Annotated in this window: 21 protein-coding genes; 9 read left to right on the top strand and 12 right to left on the bottom strand. The window is 71.4% G+C overall.

Annotated features, from left to right (window positions below):
• Positions 1-15 precede the first annotated feature (15 nt).
• From ACZ9QC_RS12985 to ACZ9QC_RS13000, 4 genes are all read right to left on the bottom strand, one after another.
• A complete protein-coding gene (locus ACZ9QC_RS12985; RefSeq protein WP_472921673.1) occupies positions 16-591 on the bottom strand; it encodes a GTP-binding protein in 576 nt (191 codons plus the stop codon).
• Between the two features lie 280 nt (positions 592-871).
• Positions 872-1,366 (bottom strand): DUF742 domain-containing protein, encoded by a 495-nt coding sequence (locus ACZ9QC_RS12990; protein WP_251828757.1) that lies wholly within the window; start codon positions 1,364-1,366, stop codon positions 872-874.
• Entirely contained in the window at positions 1,363-1,884 is a 522-nt protein-coding gene (locus ACZ9QC_RS12995; protein ID WP_472920291.1) for a roadblock/LC7 domain-containing protein, read from the bottom strand. Before ACZ9QC_RS12995 ends, ACZ9QC_RS12990 begins: the two co-directional genes overlap by 4 nt.
• Positions 1,881-4,823 carry a sensor histidine kinase gene (locus ACZ9QC_RS13000; protein WP_472920292.1) on the bottom strand — a complete coding sequence of 981 codons (2,943 nt, stop codon included), beginning with the start codon at positions 4,821-4,823 and terminating at the stop codon, positions 1,881-1,883. The genes ACZ9QC_RS12995 and ACZ9QC_RS13000 overlap by 4 nt, the downstream gene beginning before the upstream one ends.
• Before the next feature lie 365 nt (positions 4,824-5,188).
• Between ACZ9QC_RS13000 and ACZ9QC_RS13005 the strand changes: the two genes are divergently transcribed.
• On the top strand, positions 5,189-5,974 hold the full coding sequence (locus tag ACZ9QC_RS13005) for a protein phosphatase 2C domain-containing protein (protein WP_472920293.1): 786 nt from the start codon (positions 5,189-5,191) through the stop codon (positions 5,972-5,974).
• Between the two features lie 33 nt (positions 5,975-6,007).
• Here the strand turns inward: ACZ9QC_RS13005 and ACZ9QC_RS13010 are convergent, their stop codons facing one another.
• The 3 genes from ACZ9QC_RS13010 to ACZ9QC_RS13020 form a co-directional block, all read right to left on the bottom strand.
• Complete coding sequence (locus ACZ9QC_RS13010) at positions 6,008-6,526, bottom strand: MarR family winged helix-turn-helix transcriptional regulator (RefSeq protein WP_472920294.1); 519 nt, start codon at positions 6,524-6,526, stop codon at positions 6,008-6,010.
• A gap of 143 nt (positions 6,527-6,669) precedes the next feature.
• Positions 6,670-9,078: an endopeptidase La gene (gene lon, locus ACZ9QC_RS13015; RefSeq protein WP_472920295.1), complete on the bottom strand. Its 2,409-nt coding sequence runs from the start codon at positions 9,076-9,078 to the stop codon at positions 6,670-6,672.
• Between the two features lie 94 nt (positions 9,079-9,172).
• Entirely contained in the window at positions 9,173-9,718 is a 546-nt protein-coding gene (locus tag ACZ9QC_RS13020) for a GNAT family N-acetyltransferase (protein WP_472920296.1), read from the bottom strand.
• A gap of 133 nt (positions 9,719-9,851) precedes the next feature.
• Between ACZ9QC_RS13020 and ACZ9QC_RS13025 the strand changes: the two genes are divergently transcribed.
• Entirely contained in the window at positions 9,852-10,505 is a 654-nt protein-coding gene (locus ACZ9QC_RS13025; RefSeq protein ID WP_472920297.1) for a GNAT family N-acetyltransferase, read from the top strand.
• On the opposite strand, the gene ACZ9QC_RS13030 is transcribed toward ACZ9QC_RS13025, so the two are convergent.
• Complete coding sequence (locus tag ACZ9QC_RS13030; protein ID WP_472920298.1) at positions 10,446-11,357, bottom strand: rhomboid-like protein; 912 nt, start codon at positions 11,355-11,357, stop codon at positions 10,446-10,448. The genes ACZ9QC_RS13025 and ACZ9QC_RS13030 overlap by 60 nt on opposite strands.
• Positions 11,358-11,632: 275 nt before the next feature.
• Here ACZ9QC_RS13030 and ACZ9QC_RS13035 point away from each other — a divergent pair, with 275 nt between their 5' ends.
• The 5 genes from ACZ9QC_RS13035 to ACZ9QC_RS13055 all read left to right on the top strand — a co-directional run bounded on the left by ACZ9QC_RS13035 (position 11,633) and on the right by ACZ9QC_RS13055 (position 20,708).
• The gene (locus ACZ9QC_RS13035) at positions 11,633-13,345 is read left to right on the top strand and encodes a glycoside hydrolase family 3 protein (protein WP_472920299.1); all 1,713 of its coding nucleotides are present in this window, start codon (positions 11,633-11,635) and stop codon (positions 13,343-13,345) included.
• Positions 13,346-13,420: 75 nt separating this feature from the next.
• Positions 13,421-14,095, top strand: coding sequence for a spermine/spermidine synthase domain-containing protein (locus tag ACZ9QC_RS13040; protein ID WP_472920300.1), 675 nt, complete (start codon positions 13,421-13,423; stop codon positions 14,093-14,095).
• Between the two features lie 131 nt (positions 14,096-14,226).
• A complete protein-coding gene (locus tag ACZ9QC_RS13045) occupies positions 14,227-14,964 on the top strand; it encodes a response regulator transcription factor (protein WP_184899333.1) in 738 nt (245 codons plus the stop codon).
• A 75-nt stretch (positions 14,965-15,039) separates the two neighbouring features.
• Positions 15,040-16,194 (top strand): HAMP domain-containing sensor histidine kinase, encoded by a 1,155-nt coding sequence (locus ACZ9QC_RS13050; protein WP_472920301.1) that lies wholly within the window; start codon positions 15,040-15,042, stop codon positions 16,192-16,194.
• A gap of 722 nt (positions 16,195-16,916) precedes the next feature.
• Positions 16,917-20,708 (top strand): multifunctional oxoglutarate decarboxylase/oxoglutarate dehydrogenase thiamine pyrophosphate-binding subunit/dihydrolipoyllysine-residue succinyltransferase subunit, encoded by a 3,792-nt coding sequence (locus ACZ9QC_RS13055; RefSeq protein ID WP_472920302.1) that lies wholly within the window; start codon positions 16,917-16,919, stop codon positions 20,706-20,708.
• Between the two features lie 94 nt (positions 20,709-20,802).
• Here ACZ9QC_RS13055 and ACZ9QC_RS13060 read toward each other — a convergent pair whose 3' ends face one another.
• From ACZ9QC_RS13060 to ACZ9QC_RS13070, 3 genes are read right to left on the bottom strand one after another with little or no spacing between them, the layout of a single operon-like run.
• On the bottom strand, positions 20,803-21,684 hold the full coding sequence (locus ACZ9QC_RS13060; RefSeq protein WP_472920303.1) for a transporter substrate-binding domain-containing protein: 882 nt from the start codon (positions 21,682-21,684) through the stop codon (positions 20,803-20,805).
• Positions 21,685-21,694: 10 nt separating this feature from the next.
• Positions 21,695-22,465, bottom strand: coding sequence for a hypothetical protein (locus ACZ9QC_RS13065; RefSeq protein ID WP_472920304.1), 771 nt, complete (start codon positions 22,463-22,465; stop codon positions 21,695-21,697).
• A complete protein-coding gene (locus ACZ9QC_RS13070) occupies positions 22,449-22,895 on the bottom strand; it encodes a hypothetical protein (RefSeq protein ID WP_472920305.1) in 447 nt (148 codons plus the stop codon). The genes ACZ9QC_RS13065 and ACZ9QC_RS13070 overlap by 17 nt, the downstream gene beginning before the upstream one ends.
• Before the next feature lie 156 nt (positions 22,896-23,051).
• On the opposite strand from ACZ9QC_RS13070, the gene ACZ9QC_RS13075 reads away from it, so the two are divergent.
• A complete protein-coding gene (locus ACZ9QC_RS13075; protein ID WP_003961784.1) occupies positions 23,052-23,234 on the top strand; it encodes a DUF6104 family protein in 183 nt (60 codons plus the stop codon).
• Between the two features lie 28 nt (positions 23,235-23,262).
• On the opposite strand, the gene ACZ9QC_RS13080 is transcribed toward ACZ9QC_RS13075, so the two are convergent.
• Positions 23,263-24,102, bottom strand: coding sequence for a hypothetical protein (locus ACZ9QC_RS13080; RefSeq protein ID WP_472920306.1), 840 nt, complete (start codon positions 24,100-24,102; stop codon positions 23,263-23,265).
• Between the two features lie 168 nt (positions 24,103-24,270).
• Between ACZ9QC_RS13080 and ACZ9QC_RS13085 the strand changes: the two genes are divergently transcribed.
• Complete coding sequence (locus ACZ9QC_RS13085; protein ID WP_472920307.1) at positions 24,271-25,194, top strand: DUF4097 family beta strand repeat-containing protein; 924 nt, start codon at positions 24,271-24,273, stop codon at positions 25,192-25,194.
• The last annotated feature ends 1 nt before the right edge of the window (position 25,195 follow it).

Below are 25,195 nucleotides of genomic sequence, written 5' to 3' on the forward strand. Positions count from 1 at the left end.
CGGGACTACTCGGGGCTACTCGGGGCTGAGGGATATCGCGTGGGCGCAGAGCGCCAGCAGGGTCTCCATCGCGGAGGCCCGCTTGCGCGCGTCCATGATCATGACAGGTACATGGTCGGGGACGGTCAGCGCGTCCCGGACGTCCTCGGGCTCGTAGCGCACACTGCCGTCGAAGGCGTTGACCGCGACGATGTACGGCAGTCCGCAGCTCTCGAAGTAGTCGAGCGCGGGGAAGCAGTCGCCGAGGCGGCGGGTGTCGGCGAGGACGACCGCGCCGATCGCGCCGCGCACCATGTCGTCCCACATGAACCAGAACCGCTCCTGTCCGGGCGTGCCGAACAGGTAGAGGACGAGGTCGTCGTCGAGGGTGATGCGGCCGTAGTCCATGGCCACGGTGGTGGTGAGCTTGTCCGGCGTCGCGGAGAGGTCGTCCGTGCCGACGCTGGCCGCGGTCATCAGCGCCTCGGTGCGCAGCGGGGTGATCTCGGAGACCGCGCCGACGAAGGTGGTCTTGCCGACACCGAAGCCGCCCGCCACCACGATCTTCGTGGCGATGGGGGCCCGGCTCAGGTCGGACTGCCAGGGTTTCAGCTCTTCCTCGGGCTCCGCGGCGGGCCCGGCCGCGCCGTCCCCGGCGCCGGCCCGCGCCTCGGCGAGCCGGTCGAGACCGCGGGAGGCCGCCCGGGCGTAACCCCCGGGCGGGGCCGTGCCGGTGCCGGTGCCGGTGTCGACGCCGTGCGTACCGGGCTCGGCACGCACGGCGTCCGCGTCGACACGAGGAGCGTCCGCGTCCAGCTCGACGCGGGGGGCGTCGCCGACGCCCGGGGTGACGCCGGCCGAGGCGTCGGGGTTGACGCCGGCCGAGGCGGCGTCAGAGACGGCGGAGTCCACTCAGCACCCTTTCCAGCAGAGCGCGGTCCGGCTGTCCCGGTCCGTGACCTGTTCCGTACACACGGATCTTTCCCTGGTCCGCGAGATCGCTGAGGAGGACGCGGACCACGCCGAGCGGCATCTTCAGCAGCGCGGCGATCTCCGCCACCGTCCGCATACGGCGGCAGAGTTCGACGATGGCCCGCATCTCGGGCATCACCTTGGTGTTGAGTGAACCATTCGCCAACTGCGGCCGTTCCGCCGGGGCTTCGAGTACGGCGACGAAGGTCTCCACGTGCAGGACGTGGCCGAAGCGGGTGCGGCCGCCGGTGAGCGAATAGGGGCGTACGCGGGCAGGTTTGCGGTCGCCGCCGCGCACGGGAAGCTTCTTGGCACCCCTGGTGCTCCTGGTGCCCGTCGCGCCCTTGGTCGCGGGCGGCCGCTTCGCCCGGCCGGGCTCGTGGGCCCGCGCCCTGTTCTGCCTGGGGCCGTTCATCGACGGCTCCCGGCCGCCTCGGTCTCCCTGTGGGACTCGGCCTCCAGGGACTTGCGCAGCTCGCTGCGGAGTTCCGGGGTGAGGACATGGCCGGCGCGACCGACGAAGAGCGCCATGTGGTACGCCACCACGCTCATGTCGCAGTCCGGGGAGCCGTGCACCCCGAGCAGCGAGCCGTCGCTGATCGACATCACGAAGAGGTTGCCCTCGTCCATCGCGACCATCGTCTGCTTGACCCCGCCGAACTCCATCAGCTTGGCGGCGCCGATGGTGAGGCTGCCGATGCCGGAGACGATGGTGGCCAGGTCGGCGGCGGAGCCCCGGGGGCCCTGCGGCCGCACTTCCCGTGCCTCGCGGGCCGCGGCGTTCCTGCCGGGGTCGGAGGAGAGCAGCAGCAGGCCGTCGGAGGAGACCACCGCGACCGACAGCAGCCCCGGCACCTCCTCCACCAGGTTGGTCAGGAGCCAGTGCAGGTTGCGGGCTTCACTGCTCAGTCCGAAGGTAATGGGCGCGGTCAACTGCTTTCCTCCTCGGAAGTGCCCCCCGTGGTGTCAACTGCCTCTGTCCGGTACTCATGGGGCACGGGCATCCGTGTCTCGCCCGACTGCTCGGCGATCTCGGCCTCGACGTCGCGCCGCCCCTCCCTGGCCCCCTGGTGGAACCCGCCGAGCCGCCGGCGCAGCTCCTCGGCGTTCACGCCGCCGACCCGCGGCCGGGGCGTCGTGGGCGCCGGCGCGGTGATCCTGGGCGTGCGCTTGGGCAGGCCCTTGTCGGTGAGGCGCGGGGTCGGTTCCCCCCGCGGTCCCTCCGTCCCGGCCCGTGACACCTCGGTCGCGCGCGCCGTGTTCCCCTCGTCGGCGGCACGCTCATGGGTGTCGGGTTCGCCCGTGTACGGATCGTCCCCTTCGGCGCCGGCGTCGGTGTCGTGGTCGGCGAAGGTCTCGTCGCTCTCCTCGTCGGCGCCCTTCCCCGGGGCCACCGGAGCGAAGAGCTCCATCGTCGTCTCGGACACGGACACGGCCCCGGACGCGGGTCCGGTCCCGGCCTCGGTGTCAGGGCCGGGTTCGGCCTCGGTGTCGGGGCCGGGTGCGGCCTCGGGTGCGTCGTCTTCCGGTACGACGCTCCCTGCGGCCTCTGCGGCGTCGGCGGCCGTCCCCACGGCCCCCCTCGCCTGAAGTGCCCGCTCGGCCGCCTCGATGAGGGGGTCGCCGTCGCCCTCGGGCTCACGTACGGCGACGGATCGGCCGGGCAGGACGTTCGAGTTGGCCTCGGCCACGGCGCCCGGCAGCGTGAACTGGGGCGTGACGGAGGCCGGGGTCCCCACGGGCACGGCGGGCGTGGGGGCCAGCAGCGCCTTGGGCAGGACGACGACCGCGGCGGTGCCGCCCGAGCCGTGCGGCTGGAGCCGGACGGGGGTGCCGAGCCGGTGCGCGAGGCGGGCCACGACGTACAGGCCGAGGCCGAGGCCCTCGCCGTCCTCCTGCTCGTAGGGCGCCTCGGGGTCGAAGTCGGTGAGGCGTGAGTTGAGCCGGGCGAGCCGGTCGGGGGCGACGCCGATGCCGCCGTCCTGGACGGAGAGGGTGATCTCTCCGTTCTCCATCAGCCAGCCGGTGACCTCGACGGACATCTCCGGCGGCGAGAACGACGTGCCGTTCTCCAGGAGTTCGGCGAGGAGGTGGCTGAGGTCGTCGGCGGCGAACCCGGCGACGTGCGCGCCCGGCGGCAGCGCTGCGATGCGGACGCGTTCGTAGCGCTCGATCTCGCTGACCGCGGCGCGGACGACGTCGACGAGCGGGACGGGTCCCGCGTGGTGCTGGACGTGCTCGTGGCCGGCCAGGACGAGGAGGTTCTCGCTGTGGCGGCGCATGACGGTCGCGAAGTGGTCGAGCTTGAAGAGGGTGGCGAGCCGGTCCGGGTCCTGCTCGCGCTCCTCCATGGACTCGATGACGGCGAGCTGCCGCTCGACGAGGCCGAGGGTGCGCAGCGCGAGGTTGACGAAGGTGGCGTGGACGCTGTGCTGGACCTTCGTCAGGTGCGCCGTCGCCTCGGCGAGTTCGGCGCGCAGCCGGTCGCGGTCGTCGGCCATGGTCTGGCGCTGGCCGATGAGGTGCTTGCGGTCGCCCTCCAGGGGCGCGAGCCGCTCGTGCAGGGCGAGGGCGTGCGCGTGGAGCGCGTTGACCGAGCGCACGACCTGCGCGAACTCGTCGTTGCGACCGGTGAACTTGACCGGTTCCTGGTTCGCCGGGTCGCCGGCGACCCGGGCGGAGCCGATCCGCAGCACCGCGAGCGGACGGGTGAGCGAGCGGGCCATGCCGGTGGCGACACCGACGGCCAGCAGCATCAGGGCACCGAGGACGGCGACGCGGATCTCCAGCGCGGTGACGTCCTCGTCGCGCAGCTGGGCGAGATCCTTGGTGCGCCGGTCGTAGAGGGAGGACTCGGCGCCGCGCATCAGGTCCACGCGGGCGGACAGGGCCGCGCCGACCTTCTCGGCGCTGGTGCCGGCCTCGCCCTCGGAGAGCGTGGGCTGGTCCGTGAGGTCCGCGAGGTACTTGTCGGCGGTGTCGGCCTCGGGGCCGGTGACCGTGGCGTCGTAGGAGGAGCGGCCGGCGGCGGGCGCGGTCTCGCGGAAGTGGGCGAGAGCGGCGTCGGAGCGGACGCGGGCCTGCTGGGCGACGGCGGTGAGGGCGTCGCGCTGCTTGGCGTCGGCGGCCGAGGCACCGGTCGTGACGGTGGGCAGCCCGGTGGTGGGGTCGATGACCGTCCGGGTGGTCGTCGGGACGCTGAGCGCGGCGACGAGCAGCCCCCGGGCGGCGGCGGCCTGCTGGACGGCGGTGTCGAGTTCGGCGAGGGCGTAGGCGCCGCCACCGGCACGCGGCGGCAGTTCGGCGGCCAGTTCCTCGGCGAGGGCGTGGAGTTCCGAGACGACGGCGCTGTACGCGGTGTGCGCCTCCAGCGCGGTGCTCTTGCCGGAGAGGGCCGCTTCCCGTACGCCGGAGATGGACTCGATGTCCTCCCGCAGAGCGGCGGAGGTGTCGGTGTCGGCGCTCAGTTCCTCGGCCTGGGTGTCGACGCGGTCGCTGCGCTGCTTGCTGGGCGCGGCCGACTTGGGGCGCCCGGCGGCGATGTACGCGGTGACCTCGTCCCGCTCGTCGGCGAGCGCGTGCGCGAGGGTGAGCGCCTCCTGGGTCTGCTCGGCGAGCGTGACCAGGCTCTGGGTGTCGTGCAGTTGTTCCGAGGCGGCGAGGATGGAGGGGGCTCCGGCGCCCGCTATGGCGGCGGCCACGACGGCCACGGCGACGATGAGCCGGTTGCGTACGTGCGCCTTCCGCCCGGTGCCGACGGCGGGGGCCCCTGCCTGAGCCGTCCCCTGCTGGTTCGGGGAGGCCGCGGAGGCCTTCGAAGCTGCCTGCTTGCCTGCGCGCCGAGGCCGCGTCTTCTGCACCGGTGCTCGCATTCCTGACTCGTGTACCCATTAGCCCGGGTGACGATCCGTCAACTCGTCAAATCTGGCCGTCCCCCCGGTACGGCTCCCGACCCTCCCAGTGCCGGTGGGCAGTGGTCCCGCATCATCAGTCCCGCCACCCGAAGGAGTGAACATCCCCGGGGAGTTGGCGGGCAAGTTCCTCCGGCTCGTGCCGATGCCCCCTGCGGCAGGCCGGTTGGACGTCGGCGACGCGCTTTGACAGTATTCGCCGCCGCGCTTCACCGCTCACGATCATTCCATGCCAAACCCGGCGGCCCACCTGGAGGGTCCGGGTCGTACGGCGACCATTGTCGGTCTTTCACGGATCTTGTGGCGGGCTCGTGCAGACTGGCCGAATGCGCACGGAACTCGTCTCGGAACCCGGCGATCCCCTTCGCCCCAACGAGGACTTCGCGTCGGTGGCCCTGCCCGCGGGGGGAACGGGCGGCGCCCTCGTCGTCCTCGACGGGGTGACTCCGCCGCCCGACGGCTACGGCTGTCGACATTCGGTCGCATGGTTCGTTTCCCGCCTCGGCGGCTCCCTGACCGAACTGTCCGTTTCGGAGCGGGATTCGCCGTTGCCCGACGTGCTCTCACAGGCCATTTCTCGTACCGCCCGAGCCCACGCCCAAACCTGTGACCTTTCTCACCCACGAACCCCACAGGCCACGGTGGTTGTCGCCCGCTGGTCGCGGACGGCCGTGGAGTACCTGGTGTTGTCGGACTCGGCCCTGCTGTTCGAGCGGCCGGACGGCACCGTGACGGCCGTCCTGGACGACCGCCTCTCCCTGCTGCCCCGGGCCTCGTTGGCGACGGCCGCGATCGCGGACTCGACCGTGCGGAACAAGGAGGGCGGGTTCTGGACGGCGGCCGCCGATCCCGCCGTGGCCGCGCGGGCGGTGACGGGAACCGTCCCCCGCGAGGAGGTCCGCGCGCTGGCCGCGTTGACGGACGGGGCGGGCCGCTGGGTGGAGACGTTCCGCGAGGGCGACTGGGCGGACTGCCTCACCCTGGTCCGCAAGACGGGGGCGCGGGGGCTGGTGCAGCGGGTGCGGGAGCTGGAAGCCGTCGACGTGGAGCGGGAGTTCCTGGGCCGCGCCAAGAGACACGACGACGCGAGCGTCGTGTTCGTCGAGTGGTGAACCCCACGGCCGCTCACCTCTCCCCGCCTCGGTTCAGTTCTCCACGCCTCGGTTCAGCTGGTGCAGCAGATGCGCGAGTTGGGCCACCTCGTCCCGGTCCCAGCCCGCGAGCTGTCGTACATACGCCCCCCGCCGGGCGTCCCGGACCGCCCGGAAGCGGGCCCGGCCCTCGTCCGTGAGGTGGACGAGCCAGGCGCGGCCGTCGGCGGGGTCGGGTTCGCGGGCGATGAGGCCGAGGTGTTCCAGGGCGCGGAGCTGCCGGGACATGGTGGCCTTGCCGACGCCGATGTAGGCGGCGAGTTCGGTGGCGCGCAGCCGGCCCGTCTCGTCGAGGCGGGCGAGGAGGCCGTAGGCGGCGGACTCCAGATCGGGGTGGACGGCCCGGGCCATCTCGCCGGACTTGGCGCGGGCGCGACGCAGCAGGACCGTCAACTCGCGCTCCAGCGCCAGGAACGCCTGGTCCATGCCCACCGCCGGCAGGCCGGCCCCGACACCGCTGTCGGCCCCGCCGCCGCTTTCGCCGCCGTCGCCGTTTCCGCCCTCGTCGTGCACGTCAGCGCTCCTGCTTTCCGATTCCGGGTACCTGCGGTCAGTATTTCGCAGGTGAGGGGTGGACACCGCCCAGGCCGCCCGCGGGCCCGGTGGGGGCGGGCCGCACCCGTAGAACGACGCCCACCCCGCCCCCACCCGGAGGGTCACGCCGCCACAGGTACCTCCGAATCCACCACCGCCGGGGCCAGCGCCAGCTCCAGCACCTGGCGGACATCGGTCACCGCGTGCACGTCGAGCTTCTCCAGCACCTCGGCGGGCACATCGTCGAGGTCCGCCTCGTTCCGCTTGGGAATGACGACGGTGGTGACACCGGCCCGATGCGCGGCGAGCAGCTTCTGCTTCACCCCGCCGATCGGCAGCACCCGCCCGGTCAGCGACACCTCACCCGTCATCGCCACATCCGTACGGACCAGCCGCCCGGACAGCAGCGAGGCGAGGGCCGTCGTCATGGTGACACCGGCGCTGGGGCCGTCCTTGGGGACCGCGCCCGCCGGGAAGTGGATGTGCACGCCCCGGTCCTTGAGGTCGGCGACGGGCAGCTCCAGCTCCGCGCCGTGCGAGCGCAGGAAGGAGAGCGCGATCTGCGCGGACTCCTTCATCACGTCGCCCAGCTGGCCGGTGAGGGTCAGTCCCGCCGCGCCCGTCTCCGGGTCGGCCAGCGACGCCTCGACGTAGAGCACGTCGCCGCCCGCACCGGTGACCGCGAGCCCGGTCGCGACACCCGGCACCGCCGTACGCCGCTCCGCCGGGTCCTGGGCCGACTCGGGCACATGGTGCGGTCGGCCGATGAGCCCGCGCAGATCCGCGTCGGTGACGGTGAACGGCAGCTCGCGCCGGCCCAGTTCGTGCTGGGCCGCGACCTTGCGCAGCAGCCGCGCCACCGACCGCTCCAGGTTCCGTACGCCCGCCTCGCGCGTGTACTCACCGGCGAGCTTGCGCAGCGCGCTCTCGTCGAGCACGACCTCGTCGGCGTCGAGCCCGGCCCGCTCCAGCTGCCGGGGCAGCAGGTGGTCCCGGGCGATGACGACCTTCTCGTCCTCCGTGTAGCCGTCGAGCCGGACGAGTTCCATCCGGTCGAGCAGGGCCTCGGGGATCGCCTCCAGCACGTTGGCGGTGGCGAGGAAGACGACGTCGCTCAGGTCCAGCTCGACCTCCAGGTAGTGGTCCCGGAAGGTGTGGTTCTGCGCGGGGTCGAGGACTTCGAGCAGCGCGGCCGCCGGGTCGCCCCGGAAGTCGGAGCCCACCTTGTCGATCTCGTCGAGCAGGACGACCGGGTTCATGGACCCGGCCTCCTTGATGGCGCGGACGATACGGCCGGGGAGCGCGCCGACGTACGTACGCCGGTGTCCGCGGATCTCGGCCTCGTCGCGCACACCGCCGAGCGCGACCCGGACGAACTTCCGTCCCATGGCGTGCGCGACGGACTCGCCGAGGCTGGTCTTGCCGACGCCGGGCGGCCCGACGAGCGCCAGCACGGCACCGCCGCGCCGCCCGCCGACGACACCGAGGCCCCGCTCGGCCCGCCGCTTGCGCACCGCGAGGTACTCGGTGATGCGCTCCTTGACATCCTCCAGCCCGGCGTGCTCGGAGTCGAGGACGCGCTGCGCGCCCTGGATGTCGTAGGCGTCCTCGGTCCGCTCGTTCCAGGGGAGTTCCAGGACGGTGTCGAGCCAGGTCCGGATCCACCCGCCCTCGGGCGACTGGTCGCTGGACCGCTCCAGCTTGTCGACCTCCTTGAGCGCGGCCTCCCGTACCGCCTCCGGCAGGTCGGCGGCCTCGACGCGGGCCCGGTAGTCGTCGGACTCCTCGCCGTCCTTCTCGCCGTTCAGCTCACGCAGTTCCTTGCGGACGGCTTCGAGCTGGCGGCGCAGCAGGAACTCGCGCTGCTGCTTGTCGACGCCCTCCTGGACGTCCTTGGCGATGGTCTCGGCGACGTCCTGCTCGGCGAGGTGGTCGCGGAGCAGCTGGGTGGCGAGCTTCAGCCGGGCGACCCCGTCGGTGGTCTCCAGGAGCTGGATCTTCTGTTCGAGGGTGAGGAAGGGCGAGTAGCCGGAGTTGTCGGCGAGCGCGGAGACGTCGTCGATGGCCTGCACCCGGTCCACGACCTGCCAGGCGCCGCGCTTGCGCAGCCAGCTGGTGGCAAGTGCCTTGTACTCCTTGACGAGTTCGGCGACCTGTCCGGGCAGCGGCTCCGGCACGCCGTCGTCGATCCGCGTCCCCTCGACCCACAGGGCGGCACCGGGCCCGGTGGTCCCGGCCCCGATCCGCACCCGGCGCAGCGCGCGGATGAGCGCCCCGGGGTCGCCGTCCGCCAGCCGTCCGACCTGTTCGACGGTCCCGAGCACGCCGATGCTCGCGTAGGCGCCGTCGATACGCGGCACCAGGAGCACCTTCGGCTTGCCCGGTTCGGCCCGCGCGGCCGCCTGCGCGGCCTCCACAGCGGCCCGTACATCGGTGTCATTGAGGTCCAGCGGCACCACCATTCCCGGCAGCACGACCTCTTCGTCGAGCGGCAGCACGGGCAGGGTGAGCGGTGCGGACGTCGATGCCATGATCTCTCCCTCGGCAGTCAAGTTGAGCTATGCCGACTCAATGCAGATGAGCCGGGGAATGTTCCCCGAGCGGCCATCCGTTCGCTGTGGGCGATCACGACCCGCGTCCCGCCGGGCGGCCCCCGCGCTGCCCGAGCCACTGCTCGGCGCCCCAGGCACGGAACCGCTCCACCTCGGTGAACCCCAGCTTCGCCGCGAGGCGCATCGAGGCGACGTTGGCGGTCTGGGTGGCGAGTACCACCGGCTCGCCGGGAAGGAAGCCGTCGACCCAGTCGAGCGCCGCCGCGCACGCTTCAGCGGCATACCCGAATCCCCACACCCGCGGCAGGAACAGGTAGCCGAGATCGACCTTCCCCTCGGCAGCCGGGCGACGGTGCTCCGGCGCCCTCCTGAGCAGGATCTGCCCGATCATCGTCCCGTCGAGCTCGACGACGAAACACCCAGGCCCCCGCCCGGGCACCGCGGGCATCTCGCACTCCAGTTCGTCCCGCGGCCGGGGCCCGCCGAGGTAGGTGTGCACCTCCGGCGAGGCGTGCAACTCGACGAACACCGCACGGTCCCGGGCCTCGGACTCACGGAGCACGAGCCTCTCGGTCCGGATCGGGACGGGCGGCCAGACGACAGGCCCAAGATCAGTCATGCCGGCCAGCCAATCAACAGGCCCGGCAGCGTTCAAGGCGATGCACGGCCCCTCGCTTGCACCGCCACTCAACGTAATACCCTGTCGACAATCTCAACCATTACGACACACGGGGGTCAGGGTGGACGGAAGGATGGACGGAACAGTGCGGGCATGGGTCGACGGATGGGTCGTGTCCCGGGGAGCGGCGCCGCCGGTGGTCGAGCCCTGGGGCTTCACCGTCGACATGGGCCTGGCCCACCACGTCACCCGCCACGTGCTGTCGGCCACGAACGACGAGGTGGAGGAGAAGACGGTCCGGAAGGTCGCCGACGCCGTCACCGGGGCCGGCACCTGGCTCAAGGTCTTCACGGACGCGTCGACGGTGGGCCCCTGGCTCGGCGAGGGCTGGTGGATCGACCCCGACCCCGGCTTTCTGATGACCGTACGACTGAGGCCCCGCGAGACCCCGGCACCCTCCCTGCCCGACGGCTACCGGCTGCGCACCTGGTCGCGCGGCGGCGTGATCCGGGTGATGGTCGCGGCGCCGGACGGTTCCCTGGCGGCCCGCGGTCAGATCGTGCCGACCGGAGCGACAGCGGTCGCCGACCAGATAGAGACGTCCCCGGCCCACCGCCGCCGCGGCCTCGGCACCTTCGTCATGGACACCCTCGCCCAGGCCGCCCTCGAACACGGGGCGGAGACGGGGGTGCTGGCCGGCACACCGGACGGCCGAGCCCTCTACGCGTCACTGGGCTGGACGGTGACGGCCCCACTGACGAGCGCGAAGTTCACCGGCCGCGACTGACGGGCGGTTCCACTCCCGTACCACCGGCCACATCGCCACCCCGATCGCCAGGGCCAGCAGATGCCCCCAGTTGGCCATCGGGTCCGCGAACGCGATCAGGTCGTCCAGCAGCATGCCGCCGAAACCCAGCAGGAGCGGCCACCTGAGCCACGGCGGCAGCAGGCCCGCCGACGCGCCCGCGCTCGCCGCCACCCCGAAGCTGATGCCGTAGTCGAGGCGGTGGAGGGAGCTGTCGGGGAGGTGGCCGACCAGGACGGCGAGGCCCACGGGGACCTCCGTCGCGAGGGTGGCGAGGACATGGCCCAGCAGGAAGACGCCGGCCGTGCGCCACCCGCCGACACGGCGTTCCAACGCGGTCAGCACCAGCAGGAAGGCGAAGAAGTACACGGAGCCGACCCCGCCCGCGACCCACAGCGCGCTCGCGACCAGGACCAGCACCGGGGAGTGCACCAGATGCGCCACGTCCGTACTGGAGCCCTGGTGCAGGGCGCGCACCAGGGCGGGGTCGGCATACGCGGCGACCAGCGAGGTCAGCACGAGGACGGTGGCGTAGAAGAAGGTGAAGGGCGTGCCGACGGGGGTGGGGAGCAACCGCCAGGGGCGCGGGAACGGGGTGCGCCGGCCCTGGTCGGACGCAGCCCCGGCACGCGTCTCGGGCCCCGCGCCGAGCTCCACCGCGCACGCCTCGGATCGCGCCGCACACACCTCGGCTTCCACCGCGTACGCCACCGACTCCACGTGCGTCACTGGCTCCGCGTACGCCACCGGCTCCCGCCCGGGTGTCGCCGTCGGCTGCCGCGGAATGCCGTCGAGGACGGGCCCCGCGGTCTCCACAGTCTCGGCGGCATCCAAGGTGAGGCGCTCCTTCCGTTTCACCTCACCTTCGACGGACCGGTACGCCGTTGTCTGTGATCCCCGCCACTGGAACGGCGATTCACAGCAAGCCGACACCTCCACGGCTCGGCCCCCCTCACGCGAACCGGCGGTTACACGAGTCAATCACCCGTTCTTTCAAGCCATCTGCCGCGTGAGAGTGGCCACTTGGTCCCTATCTGGTCCGCGCCCGGTTTCGCTGATTCCCTGAATGGGCCTGCCGACGACACCGACACCCGTACAAGGAACTCCGGATGTCCACAGCCCCGTACCGTGACCCGAGCCGCCCCGTCGACGAGCGGGTGGAGGACCTGCTGGCCCGGATGACCCTCGCGGAGAAGGCTGGTCAGCTCTTCCACACGACGCTGACGATGAACGGCGACGGGACACTCACCGAGGCGAGCGACGGACCGTCCCTCCGGCAGGGCACCACGGAACTGGTCGTGGACAGCCGGCTGACCCACTTCCACCTCGTCGGCCGCCACGGGACGCGGGAGACGGCGGAATGGGTCAACCGCCTCCAGGCCCTCGCCGCCGACACCCGCCTGGGCATCCCGGTCACTCTGTCCACCGGCCCGCGCCACTCGTTCACCGCCAGGGCGGGCGCCCCCTTCGGCGCCGCGGCCTTCTCGACCTGGCCCGATCCCCTGGGCCTGGCGGCGATCGGAGAACCGGAACTGGTGGAGAAGTTCGGCGACACCGTCCGCCGCGAGTACCTCGCCCTCGGCCTCCGCGTGGCCCTGCACCCCCGGATCGACCTCGCCGGCGGGCCCCACCGGGCCGGCCGGTCCCACCGGTCCAACCATCGCGGCTCACCCGCCGACGTCACGTGCGCGCTGTTCAGGGCGTACGTACGCGGCCTCCAGGGCCCCCGGCTCGGCCCGCGCTCGGTCGCCGCCGTGGTCGCGTACTGCCCCGGCGGTCCTCAACAGCACGACGGGGAACCGCATTTCGCGCACGGCGGGGGTCGGGTCCGTCCCGGCGGCACGCACGACCACCGCCTCGCGCCCGTCCGGGCGGCCGTCGAGGCCGGGTGCTCGCAGATGATGCCGCACCACGGCCGGCGGACCGGTGCGGACGGCTGTGCGGAGATCAGCCTCGGCCTGGACCGGGACGCCCTGACCGGCCTGCCGCGCGAACGCCACGGCTTCGACGGCGTCGTCCGGACCGACCGGGGCCTGCTGACCCACGCCCCCGCCGACGGCGACACGCACCGCACCCGCGCCTGGGGCCTCGAACACCTCACCGTCGCCGAACGCGCCGCGAAGGCCCTGGACGCGGGCGCCGACCAGTTCGGCGGCGAACACGGGGAACAGTGCCCCGAGTTGATCGTCGAACTGGTGCGGTCCGGCCGGATCCCCGAGGAACGGATCGACGCCTCCGTACGCCGCCTCCTGCGTGAGAAGTTCGTCCTCGGCCTCTTCGAGAGGCGGTACGTCGACCCGGACCGCGCCGAGGAGACCGTCGGCGCCGGCGAGTTCACCGCCCTCGGCGAGGCCGCCCAGCGCCGCTCACTCACCGTCCTGACCAACCACTCCCTCCTCCCGCTCACCGACCGCCCGAACCTGTACGTCGAAGGAGTGGGCGCGCAGACGGCGTCCCTGTACGGCAACGTCGTGGCCGACCCGGCCCACGCGGACGTGGCCGTGCTGCGGCTGGGCACGCCGTACGAGGAGCGGCTGAAGGAGACCCTGGCGCTGCTGGCGGCGGTGCCCACCCTGGTCTGCGTCAACCTGCAACGGCCCGCCGCGCTCCCGGAGATCGCCGCGAAGGCCGCCGCGCTCGTCGCCGACTACGGGGCCTCGGACACGGCCCTGCTCGACGTGGCCTTCGGCCGGGCCCGCGCGGAGGGCCGGCTGCCCTTCGCACTACCGCACTCCCTGACGACCGCCGAGCCCTTCCACCATGCGGCCCCCGACGACACCGGGCCCCCGCTCTTCCCCTACGGCCACGGCCTGACGCTCTGACAGCGAACGGACGGGGCGTCGCCGTGCCGTCGTAATTCGGCTGCCCCGGCACGGGGAGCACGTAAGGATGGGTGGATGCCCATCACCGACGAACCCGAAGTCATCGACCGTCACGAGGGCCCCTACGGCGAGGTCGTGCTGCGACGGCACGGAGAGCTGTTGCAGATCATCGCCAACGGGTGCTTCCTGATGGACACCTCGGACGGCCGCTCGGAGCGACTGCTGGTCGACGCGGCCCTCGCCGCGCTGACGGATCGTTCTCGGCCAAGTGTGCTCATCGGCGGTCTGGGCGTCGGCTTCTCGCTCGCCCACGCCGCCGCGGATCCGCGCTGGGGGCCGATCACAGTTGTCGAACGCGAACCCTCCGTCATCGCATGGCACCGCTCCGGTCCGCTGGCCGAGGTGTCCGCCGGAGCGCTCGCGGATCCCCGTACGGAGATCGTGGAAGCCGACCTCGTCAAGTACCTCGATGAGACATCCGCCACGTTCGACGCGCTCTGCCTGGACATCGACAACGGGCCCGACTGGACCGTCTCCGAGAGCAACGACAGCCTCTACTCGCCGAACGGACTGACAAGCTGCGCAAGGGTGTTGAGGCCAGGTGGAGTCCTTGCCGTGTGGTCGGCGCGGCCATCTGCGGAATTCGAGGAAACCTTGGGGAATGCCGGGTTCCAACAGGTGCGTACCGAAGAGATCCCGGTTGCCCGAGGAGTTCCGGACGTGGTGCACCTCGCGGTCCGACCTGGATAGCCCTGGTGCGGCGACTGCCCGTACCCTGCTTGCCTGACGCCGATCATTCAAGCGTCAATCGCAGTCATGCGCAGCCATGCGTAGTCAAGGGATCACCCCACGGATTCCGGAAAGCAACACAGGGGCGGGCGATGGAGCAGACACACACCACCCACAGCAACACCACGGCGACGCCGGGCGCGCAGCGCCGGGTCCTCGTGGTCGAGGACGACGCGACGATCGTCGACGCCATCGCGGCCCGCCTGCGCGCCGAGGGTTTCGTCGTCCAGACCGCGTCCGACGGACCGGCCGCGGTGGACACCGCGGAGGCCTGGCAGCCCGATCTGCTGATCCTCGACATCATGCTGCCCGGCTTCGACGGCCTGGAGGTGTGCAGGCGCGTCCAGGCCCAGCGGCCCGTCCCCGTGCTGATGCTCACCGCCCGGGACGACGAGACGGACATGCTGGTCGGGCTCGGCGTCGGCGCCGACGACTACATGACCAAGCCGTTCTCCATGCGGGAGCTGGCCGCCCGCGTGCACGTCCTGCTGCGCCGGGTGGAGCGGGCCGCGCTGGCAGCCACCACGCCGCGCTCGGGCATCCTGCGCCTCGGCGAGCTGGAGATCGACCACGCGCAGCGCCGTGTGCGGGTGCGCAGCGAGGACGTGCACCTCACGCCCACCGAGTTCGACCTGCTCGTATGTCTCGCGAACACCCCGCGTGCCGTACTCTCGCGCGAGCAGCTGCTCGCCGAGGTGTGGGACTGGGCGGACGCGTCCGGGACGCGGACCGTGGACAGCCACATCAAGGCGCTGCGGCGGAAGATCGGCGCGGAGCGGATCCGCACGGTGCACGGTGTGGGGTACGCCCTGGAGACCCCGACTCCCTGACCCGTGCCCGCCGTTCCGTGTGCGCAGGGCACACGTAGGCACGCAGGCACGTAGGCACAAGGGGCTGATGGCGTGATGAGCGGAGTCGGTGACCCGAGGTCCCGGAACCGGGGTCCCGGTGGCGCGCAGTCGCGGAAGGGCGCGAGCCCGCTCGGCGGGGTGCGCCCCTTCTCGATCAAGACGAAGCTGGGCGCTCTCGTCGTCATCTCGGTCCTGATCACCACCGGTCTGTCGATGATCGCGGTGCACACCAAGACGGAGCTCCGCTTCATCACGGTGTTCTCGATGATCGCCACACTCCTGATAACGCAGTTCGTGGCGCATTCGCTCACCTCGCCACTGGACGAGATGAACGCGGTCGCCCGGTCCATCTCGCGCGGCGACTACACCCGCCGGGTCCGTGAGAACCGCCGGGACGAGCTGGGCGACCTGGCCCACACGATCAATCTCATGGCGGACGAGCTGGAGGCCCAGGACCGCCAGCGCAAGGAGCTCGTGGCGAACGTCTCCCACGAACTCCGTACGCCCATCGCCGGCCTGCGCGCGGTCCTGGAGAACATCGTCGACGGCGTCACCCAGGCCGACCCCGAGACGATGCGCACGGCCCTGAAGCAGACCGAACGCCTCGGCCGTCTCGTGGAGACCCTCCTGGACCTGTCCCGCCTGGACAACGGCGTGGTCCCGCTGCGCCGCCGACGCTTCGAGGTCTGGCCGTACCTCTCGGGTGTCCTCAAGGAGGCCCAGATGGTCTCCTCGGCCCGCGGCGGCGTCGCCTCGGACTCGGGCAAGCACACGCGTACGGACGTGCACCTGCACCTGGACGTGCACCCGCCGGAGCTCACCGCGAACGCCGACCCGGAGCGCATCCACCAGGTCGTGGCGAACCTCATCGACAACGCGGTCAAGCACAGCCCGGCACACGGCCGCGTGACGGTGAAGGCCCGGCGCGGTCCCACCGCCGAGTCGCTGGAGCTGGAGGTCCTGGACGAGGGCCCCGGCATCCCCGAATCCGAGTGGCACCGCGTCTTCGAACGCTTCAACCGCGGCGCCGTCAGCTCCCCCCACGGCCCCGGCAGCGACGGCGGCACGGGCCTGGGCCTGGCCATCGCCCGCTGGGCGGTCGACCTCCACGGCGGCCGAATCGGAGTAGCAGAGTCCCCGAAGGGCTGCCGTATCCAGGTGATCCTCCCCGGGATCCCCCCGAAACCACAGAGCGCGGCAAGCGTCTAGGCCACAGCAGACCGCAGCCTTCCCAGGCGGCAGGGGTCCTGAGCCGGGGAAGCCGCCGCTTCCAGAGACGAGGCGATCCGCCCGAGAAGCCACAGGCTCCCAGGGCCGCGGCGCACCGCCCGAGAAGCCCCACGCTCCCAGGGGCGCGGGGAACTGCGCGAGAAGCCCCACCGGACCCGCACCCGACAACGCACCCCCGCTGCCCCCACCGCCCCGCTGCCCCCACCATCCTCGCCGCCCCCACCCACCCAGGGGGGTCTGGGGGCGCAGCCCCCAGGGACAGGATGGGACGGGTAGGGGCGGCGGGGGCGGAAAAATCCCGCGATACCCACATTGCACCTGGCTGAATCCCCCCACCCTTGCCAGATTTCGCTCATCCTCCCGGGGCTTACTTCTCTCCCAAGTTGACGTAAAGTTCGAACCGGAGCCACAAGATCCATGGCAGATCCGCCCAGCCGGACACGTGTGATCAGGTGCGTTCGAGCAGAGGGCCGCGTGCACATCCCCGCAGGCCCCACCCGAGGCATGCCCGGCACCCACCCCCCACACCCATTCCAGACCGGAACCACGATTGTTTCCCGCCATTTCCACCCCCGAAACACGCTTTCCGATGTGACTTACGCGACGAAGAGCGGACTCGGCCTGACCTTCCCGGCCAGGGGGGCGTAGCCTTAATTCCCGCTGTCCATCACCTTGTGAAGCGGAAGAGGGCGGTTGCCGCCGTGTCGCCACAGTCCCCCAGTAACTCGAGCATCTCGACCGACGCAGACCAAGCGGGTAAGAACCCCGCCGCGGCCTTCGGTCCGAACGAGTGGCTCGTCGACGAGATCTATCAGCAGTACCTCCAGGACCCGAATTCGGTAGACCGAGCCTGGTGGGACTTCTTCGCCGACTACAAGCCAGGCGCAGCTGCCGCCCCGGCTCCGGCGAGCTCTGCGGCCACGGGGCCCGCAGCGACCACCACACCCGCGGCCCCCGCCGCCCCGGCCCAGGCCGCACCCGCCGCCCCGGCCACCCCCGCCCCGAAGCCCGCGGCAGCCGCCCCGGCCCCGGCCCCCGCGAAGCCCGCGGCCGCCGCGCCCGCGCCGGCCAAGCCCGCGGCCGCCGCCCCGGCGAAGCAGGCCGCGCCCGCCGCTGCCGCCGCCGAGGGCCCGGAGCTGATCACGCTGCGCGGCCCCGCCGCCGCCGTCGCGAAGAACATGAACGCCTCCCTGGAACTGCCCACGGCCACGTCCGTGCGCGCCGTCCCGGTGAAGCTGCTGTTCGACAACCGCATCGTCATCAACAACCACCTCAAGCGCGCCCGGGGCGGGAAGATCTCCTTCACGCACCTGATCGGCTACGCGATGGTGCAGGCCATCAAGACGATGCCGTCGATGAACTGGCACTACGCGGAGAAGGACGGGAAGCCCACCCTCGTCAAGCCGCCGCACGTCAACTTCGGCCTCGCCATCGACCTGGTGAAGCCCAACGGCGACCGTCAGCTGGTCGTCGCGGGCATCAAGAAGGCCGAGACGCTGAACTTCTTCGAGTTCTGGCAGGCCTACGAGGACATCGTCCGCCGCGCCCGTGACGGCAAGCTGACGATGGACGACTTCACCGGTGTCACGGTCTCCCTGACCAACCCCGGCGGCCTCGGCACCGTCCACTCGGTCCCGCGTCTGATGCCCGGCCAGTCGGTCATCATGGGCGTCGGCTCCATGGACTACCCGGCCGAGTTCCAGGGCACGTCCCAGGACACCCTCAACAAGCTCGGTATCTCGAAGGTCATGACCCTGACCTCGACGTACGACCACCGGGTCATCCAGGGCGCCGCCTCCGGCGAGTTCCTGCGGATCGTCGCGAACTTCCTCCTCGGCGAGGGCGGCTTCTACGACGACATCTTCGAGGCCCTGCGCATCCCCTACGAGCCGGTCCGCTGGCTCAAGGACATCGACGCGTCGCACGACGACGACGTCACCAAGGCCGCGCGCGTCTTCGAGCTGATCCACTCCTACCGGGTCCGCGGCCACGTCATGGCCGACACCGACCCGCTGGAGTACCGCCAGCGCAAGCACCCCGACCTGGACATCACCGAGCACGGGCTCACCCTGTGGGACCTGGAGCGCGAGTTCGCGGTCGGCGGCTTCTCGGGCAAGTCCCTGATGAAGCTCCGCGACATCCTCGGCGTCCTGCGCGACTCGTACTGCCGTACGACCGGCATCGAGTTCATGCACATCCAGGACCCGAAGCAGCGCCGCTGGATCCAGGACCGCATCGAGCGCCCGCACACCAAGCCGGAGCGCGAGGAGCAGCTGCGCATCCTGCGCCGGCTGAACGCGGCGGAGGCCTTCGAGACCTTCCTGCAGACGAAGTACGTCGGCCAGAAGCGCTTCAGCCTGGAGGGCGGCGAGTCCGTCATCCCGCTGCTGGACGCGGTCATCGACTCGGCGGCGGAGTCCCGTCTCGACGAGGTCGTCATCGGCATGGCCCACCGCGGCCGGCTGAACGTCCTCGCGAACATCGTCGGCAAGTCGTACGCGCAGATCTTCCGCGAGTTCGAGGGCAACCTCGACCCGAAGTCGATGCACGGCTCCGGCGACGTGAAGTACCACCTGGGCGCCGAGGGCACCTTCACGGGCCTGGACGGCGAGCAGATCAAGGTCTCCCTGGTCGCGAACCCCTCGCACCTGGAGGCGGTGGACCCGGTCCTGGAGGGCGTCGCCCGCGCCAAGCAGGACATCATCAACAAGGGCGGCACGGACTTCACGGTCCTGCCGGTGGCCCTGCACGGCGACGCGGCCTTCGCGGGCCAGGGCGTGGTGGCCGAGACCCTGAACATGTCGCAGCTGCGCGGCTACCGCACCGGCGGCACGGTCCACATCGTCATCAACAACCAGGTCGGCTTCACGGCGGCTCCCGAGTCGTCGCGCTCCTCGATGTACGCGACCGACGTGGCCCGCATGATCGAGGCCCCGATCTTCCACGTGAACGGCGACGACCCCGAGGCCGTCGTCCGTGTGGCCCGCCTCGCCTTCGAGTTCCGTCAGGCGTTCAACAAGGACGTCGTGATCGACCTCATCTGCTACCGCCGCCGCGGTCACAACGAGTCGGACAACCCGGCCTTCACCCAGCCGCTGATGTACGACCTGATCGACAAGAAGCGCTCGGTGCGCAAGCTCTACACCGAGTCCCTGATCGGTCGCGGCGACATCACCCTGGAAGAGGCCGAGCAGGCGCTGCAGGACTACCAGGGCCAGCTGGAGAAGGTCTTCACGGAGGTCCGCGAAGCCACCTCCCAGTCGGCGTCCGCCGAGGTCCACGACCCGCAGGACGGCTTCCCGGTCGCGGTGAACACCGCGATCACGGCGGAGACCGTCAAGCGCATCGCCGAGTCCCAGGTCAACGTCCCGGACCACATCACCGCCCACCCGCGACTGCTGCCGCAGCTCCAGCGCCGGGCGGCCATGGTCGAGGACGGCACCATCGACTGGGGCATGGGCGAGACCCTCGCGGTCGGCTCCCTCCTCCTGGAGGGCACCCCGGTCCGCCTGGCCGGCCAGGACTCGCAGCGCGGCACCTTCGGCCAGCGTCACGCGGTGATCATCGACCGTGAGACGGGCGAGGAGTTCACGCCGCTGATGTACCTCTCCGAGGACCAGGCGCGGCTGAACGTCTACAACTCGCTGCTCTCCGAGTACGCGGCGATGGGCTTCGAGTACGGCTACTCGCTGGCCCGTCCCGAGTCCCTGGTGATGTGGGAGGCCCAGTTCGGCGACTTCGTCAACGGCGCCCAGACGGTCGTGGACGAGTTCATCTCGTCGGCTGAGCAGAAGTGGGGCCAGACGTCCGGCGTCACCCTGCTCCTCCCGCACGGCTACGAGGGCCAGGGCCCGGACCACTCGTCCGCCCGCCCGGAGCGCTTCCTCCAGATGTGCGCGCAGAACAACATGACGGTCGCCATGCCGACCCTGCCGTCGAACTACTTCCACCTCCTGCGGTGGCAGGTGCACAACCCGCACCACAAGCCGCTGGTCGTCTTCACCCCGAAGTCGATGCTGCGCCTGAAGGCCGCCGCCTCGAAGGCGGAGGAGTTCACGAGCGGCGAGTTCCGCCCGGTCATCGGCGACAACTCGGTCGACCCGAACGCGGTCAAGAAGGTCGTCTTCTGCGCCGGCAAGGTCTACTACGACCTGGAGGCCGAGCGTCAGAAGCGCGGCGTCACGGACACGGCGATCATCCGCATCGAGCGCCTCTACCCCCTCCCCGGGGCCGAGGTCCAGGCGGAGGTCAACAAGTACCCGAACGCCGAGAAGTACCTGTGGGCCCAGGAGGAGCCGGCGAACCAGGGCGCGTGGCCCTTCATCGCCCTCAACCTGATCGACCACCTCGACCTCGCGGTCGGCGCGGACGTCCCCCACGGCGAGCGTCTCCGCCGCATCTCCCGCCCGCACGGCTCGTCCCCGGCGGTCGGCTCGGCCAAGCGCCACCAGGCCGAGCAGGAGCAGCTGGTACGTGAGGTGTTCGAGGCGTGAGCCTCTGACCTCCGGTCGTGCCGTTCATGGTGAGGCCCGGCCCGAGTGACGTATCACGTCGCTCGGGCCGGGCCTCGGCTTTTCAGCGGTGGTGTCAGGGGATCTCGTCCCGACAGGAACGGGCGTCGATCGCGTCAGCACTCGGCCGGTAGTCACTGATCCAGCCCGGGTCCTGCTCGGGGATGCCCGGCAGCCACGCCTCGAAGTCACGCTTCCACTGGTCGCTGCGGACATAGTCCTTGACGACTTCACGGAGCCTCACGCAGTCGGTCCGGTGTCCTTTGGGCAGACCGATGCCCCAGTGCTGAGGCCCGCCGATCGTCAGGCCGGGAACCACCCGGAGCCCGTCGCCGGTGTGCAGTTCGGCGAAGCCCTGGAGGATCATCTGGTCGGTGAAGACCGCGTCGACCTGACCGTCCCTGAGCTGCTCGACACACGCGGAGGCGTCGCGGAGGGTTCGGGCCTCGATGTCGGCCAGCTTGAACTGCTGCAGGACGTCGGCGGAGGTGCTGCCCTCCCAGGAGCACACGATCTTTCCGCCCAGATCGCCCAGTTCTTCGATGGCCTCGCCCTCGGGACCGACCAGGAACCCCTGGTAGGTGGTGGCGTACGGCCCGACGAAGTCGATCCTCTTCATCCGCTGCGGGGTGATGGAGAAACTGGCGACCACCAGGTCGAGCTGGCTTTTCTCCAGCTTCGACACGCGGGCTTCGGAGGACACGTTGGTGAGCGTCGCGTCGTCCTCGTCCATCCCCAGCTCGTGCATCACGGCACGGAGCACATCGGAATCGAACCCGAAGCGCTGGTAATGCTTCTCGAAGGAGATGCCGGGCAGGTCGTTGTGCATGCCCACTCTGGGCTGTTCGGTGCCGAGCAGCGCGGGACGCTGTTCGGGCATGCCCACCGCGAGGCCGACCACGCTGCAGACGAAGAGAACCACCGAGGCAGCGAAGATCCAACGGGTGTTCCAGCTCATACGGTCTCCTTCAGCCGTGCAGCACGGCGCTGTGGACGTTCACTCGCATCTGGCAGCCGTAGGGCGTACGGACTGTCACCCGGACACGGGCATCCGACCGTGTCCCGCCCAGAGGAAGGTCGACCACCTGGCCGGAGAGGACATCGGTCACGGTGTTCCGGCTGCCGTCGAGGGCGACGTCGAGAGAGGTGTCCGGGGTGCAGAACTGTGTGCTGTCGTCGCCTTCCGCGACCCGGAGGACGAGGCGTAGATGGGTACGGGCGACGCCACCCCGCACCACCACGGCGAGCGACTCCCCGTCCGTCAGCGGGCGGCCGGACGAGAGCGTCGTCCGGCCCTCGACGTCGACCTCACCATGTCCGCGTAGGTACTCCGCCCGCACCAGCGCGCCGACGGCGAGGGCTACGGACAGCGCCGAGGCGAGGGCGGCGGCGGCCGCGGGGCGCCGGAAGCCCGCCACCCGCACCAGGGCGGCCGCCACCGCGACACCGAGCATCAGGCACACCCACAGCCACTGCTCGGAGGAGCCCCGTGTACGCAGCAGAGCGGTGCCGCCCAGGCCGAGGACCACGAGGAAGGGCAGCCAGTTCCACCCGCGCCAGCTCCGTACGCCCTCGGCGGCGTCCTTGAGCGCGTCACCGACGACCAGGCTGACCACGAGGTTGCCCAGCACCTGCCCCACGGCCGTCACCCAGCGGCCCTGCCCCCAGACCCCGGGCCGCAGGTCCTCGGGGCGCTCCCCGTGGTCGCTTTTCGGGACGCTGTCAGTCGGCTGGGGCATCTGCCGCTCGCGGTTCCGCCCCGATCGTGATGCGGAAATCGCGCTCGATCCGCCCCACCGCCACCGCGTGATCCCCGTATGCCGTCACCTGGAAGTCACCGCCCCGCCCGAGCCCCGCGGCCTTCACGACCTGCGCCTCCAGGGCGGCGGGGCTCAGATCGCTCCCGGCCAGCCAGTGCCCCACGGCCGCTTCCAGCAGAGCCCGATCCTCGTCGCCGAGCCGTTGGAGGGCCGTCTCCGCACCGGCAACCTCTTCGTCCCCCGCGCCGTCCCGTCGGCGCAGGGCGGCGGCCAGGAACGTACGGCCGCCGCGTACCGCGCTCTCCGCCAGCTGGTCCCTGGCCGTGACGAGCACGGCCGTCCCCATCGAGGCCGCCGCGGCGCTGAGGCAGGGAGCCAGCTGACCGACCACCGATATCAGTTCGGACATCTCATCACTCCATGAACAGGCGTACGAAATAGGGCAGTTGCCCACGAATCGTCAGGCGCACACCATAGCCGCGGACTCACCCGCCGGAGAGGCATCGAGCGATTTCGTACGCTGTGAGCTGCACATCGACCACGTACGCACCCAGGAGAGCGAGCCATGTACTTCACCGACCGCGGCATCGAGGAACTGGAGAAGCGGCGTGGCGAGGAGGAGGTCACGTTCGAGTGGCTCGCCGAGCAGCTGCGGACGTTCGTGGATCTGAACCCGGACTTCGAGGTGCCCGTGGAGCGGCTGGCCACGTGGCTGGCACGGCTGGACGACGAGGACGAGGACGAGTAGCCGTTCCCTCCGGCAGGAGCGGCGGGGCTCAGTCGCGCGGGTGGGCCAGGTCGTAGAGCAGGCCGAGGGCGCCGTGGGCGATCAGGAGGCCGCCGGCGACGAGCCAGCCGGGGCTGCGGCGGTACAGGCCCCAGCCGGTGAGCGGGAGGCCCGCGAGGAGCTGGCCGGTGGCCAGGGCGCGCGCTCTGGGGGTGCCGGCCCAGGGCAGCCACGGGCCCAGTCGGCCGCGTTCGAGGGCGTCGAGTTCCGTGCGGACGGCCCCGCGCCAGCCCGTCCACTCGATGCGCTGGACACCGGGCTGGACCCGGGCGACCTCACGGAGCCGGTCGGCGGGTTCGCCCGGGGTGAGGCCCGCGGGGAGTGACACTCCGGCGCGGGCGAGGACGGCGAGCAGACCCAGCAGGCGGGCGCGGGCGTCGGCGGCCGGGTCGGGCTCGGTGAGCCGGTCCAGGGCCTGTGCGTCCAGGCCCAGGCGGGCGGCGAAGGTGCGCATCGCCTCGCTCTCACCGGCCGGGGTGCCGTTGGCCAGCCATACGTAGCCGACGGTGCGGCGGAATCCGGCGGCGAGGGTGTAGCCGCCGCGGTCCGCGTCCCACCACAGGGCCAGTACGGGCCACGGGACGCCGACGGCGAGGGCCGTCGCCCAGCCGGTGAGCACCCGGTCCACCAGTTCCCCACCGTGCGACCAGGGCTTTCCCTCCGGCACGAGCGCGGTCCACTCCGGACCGGCGGGGACGAGCAGCATGCGTTCGCGCAGCAACTGGGCGACGGGGGCGACGGCGTCGGAATCCGCCCGGCAGAGCAGGAGCGCGCCGGGGGCGGGGGCGGGCCGGGGGTCACGGGATCCCTGGGAGCGTTCCGTCGACATGCCTCTACGCTAGGCCGATTTGCCCAGGTATATCCCTGCGGGATCACCAGAACGGGTGTCTTGACTTTCCCTCTCCGCGATATATCGTGAATTACATGAGACGCGATAGCTCGCGTCTGTGTCTGGGGTCTTCCGCCGCAGTCGGGGTCTGTCGAGGAGGTCAGCACCATGTCCGAGTGGTCCGTCGCCGAGCCGCGCAAGCTCACGTTCGACGAGCCGGTGACGGCACTGCACGTACGCGTCGTCAACGGAACGGTGAACGTCATGGGCACCGACGAGGGTTCCGCCCGCCTGGAGGTGTCCGACATCGAGGGCCCACCGCTCACGGTCACCCAGAAGGACGGCACCCTGACCGTGGCCTACGACGACCTGCCCCGGAAGGGCTTCCTGACGTGGCTCGACCGCAAGGTCCGGCGTCGCACCGCCCTGGTGTCGCTCGCCGTCCCGACGGGCACCCGGGTCGAGGTCGGCGTGCTGGGTGCCACGGCTGTCGTGTCCGGGCTGGGCGGGCGTACGGAGGTGAGGGGCGTCTCGGGTGACACGACACTGGTCGGCCTGTCGGGGCCGGTGCGCACCACGACGGTCTCGGGAAGCGTGGAGGCGCAGGCCCTCACGGGCGATCTACGGCTCAGTTCCGTCTCCGGCGACCTGACCGTCATAGAGGGCTCCTGCCCCACCGTGAAGGCCGAGTCGGTGAGCGGCGCCATCATCCTCGACCTCGACCCCTCGGGCGGCCCCGCCGACATCGGCCTCACCAGCGTCTCCGGCGAGATCGCCATCCGTCTCCCCCACCCCGCCGACGCCGAGGTCGAGGCCAACACGGCCAGCGGCACGATCTCCAACGCCTTCGACGACCTCCGCGTCAGCGGCCTCTGGGGCGCCCACAAGGTCACCGGCCGCCTCGGCCCGGGCACCGGCCGCCTCAAGGCCACGACAGTCTCCGGCTCCATCGCCCTCCTCCGCAGGCCACCGGCGGAGGACGGACCGTGGGACGACCTCGACTCCCCCGATCCTGACGGCACGACCGCTGACGCGACCACTGACGCAACCGATGGCACGCCCCCTCGCACGACCGACAAGAAGGTGCTCTGAC

Source organism: Streptomyces sp. HUAS MS02 (assembly GCF_055702265.1).

Coding starts and splice junctions, on each gene's coding strand:
- ACZ9QC_RS12990 (WP_251828757.1), bottom strand. CDS start 1,366: ATGAACGGCCCCAGGCAGAACAGGGCGCGGGCCCACGAGCCCGGCCGG.
- ACZ9QC_RS13000 (WP_472920292.1), bottom strand. CDS start 4,823: ATGCGAGCACCGGTGCAGAAGACGCGGCCTCGGCGCGCAGGCAAGCAG.
- ACZ9QC_RS13005 (WP_472920293.1), top strand. CDS start 5,189: ATGCGCACGGAACTCGTCTCGGAACCCGGCGATCCCCTTCGCCCCAAC.
- lon (WP_472920295.1), bottom strand. CDS start 9,078: ATGGCATCGACGTCCGCACCGCTCACCCTGCCCGTGCTGCCGCTCGAC.
- ACZ9QC_RS13020 (WP_472920296.1), bottom strand. CDS start 9,718: ATGACTGATCTTGGGCCTGTCGTCTGGCCGCCCGTCCCGATCCGGACC.
- ACZ9QC_RS13025 (WP_472920297.1), top strand. CDS start 9,852: ATGGACGGAACAGTGCGGGCATGGGTCGACGGATGGGTCGTGTCCCGG.
- ACZ9QC_RS13035 (WP_472920299.1), top strand. CDS start 11,633: ATGTCCACAGCCCCGTACCGTGACCCGAGCCGCCCCGTCGACGAGCGG.
- ACZ9QC_RS13040 (WP_472920300.1), top strand. CDS start 13,421: ATGCCCATCACCGACGAACCCGAAGTCATCGACCGTCACGAGGGCCCC.
- ACZ9QC_RS13045 (WP_184899333.1), top strand. CDS start 14,227: ATGGAGCAGACACACACCACCCACAGCAACACCACGGCGACGCCGGGC.
- ACZ9QC_RS13050 (WP_472920301.1), top strand. CDS start 15,040: ATGAGCGGAGTCGGTGACCCGAGGTCCCGGAACCGGGGTCCCGGTGGC.
- ACZ9QC_RS13060 (WP_472920303.1), bottom strand. CDS start 21,684: ATGAGCTGGAACACCCGTTGGATCTTCGCTGCCTCGGTGGTTCTCTTC.
- ACZ9QC_RS13065 (WP_472920304.1), bottom strand. CDS start 22,465: ATGCCCCAGCCGACTGACAGCGTCCCGAAAAGCGACCACGGGGAGCGC.
- ACZ9QC_RS13070 (WP_472920305.1), bottom strand. CDS start 22,895: ATGTCCGAACTGATATCGGTGGTCGGTCAGCTGGCTCCCTGCCTCAGC.
- ACZ9QC_RS13075 (WP_003961784.1), top strand. CDS start 23,052: ATGTACTTCACCGACCGCGGCATCGAGGAACTGGAGAAGCGGCGTGGC.
- ACZ9QC_RS13080 (WP_472920306.1), bottom strand. CDS start 24,102: ATGTCGACGGAACGCTCCCAGGGATCCCGTGACCCCCGGCCCGCCCCC.
- ACZ9QC_RS13085 (WP_472920307.1), top strand. CDS start 24,271: ATGTCCGAGTGGTCCGTCGCCGAGCCGCGCAAGCTCACGTTCGACGAG.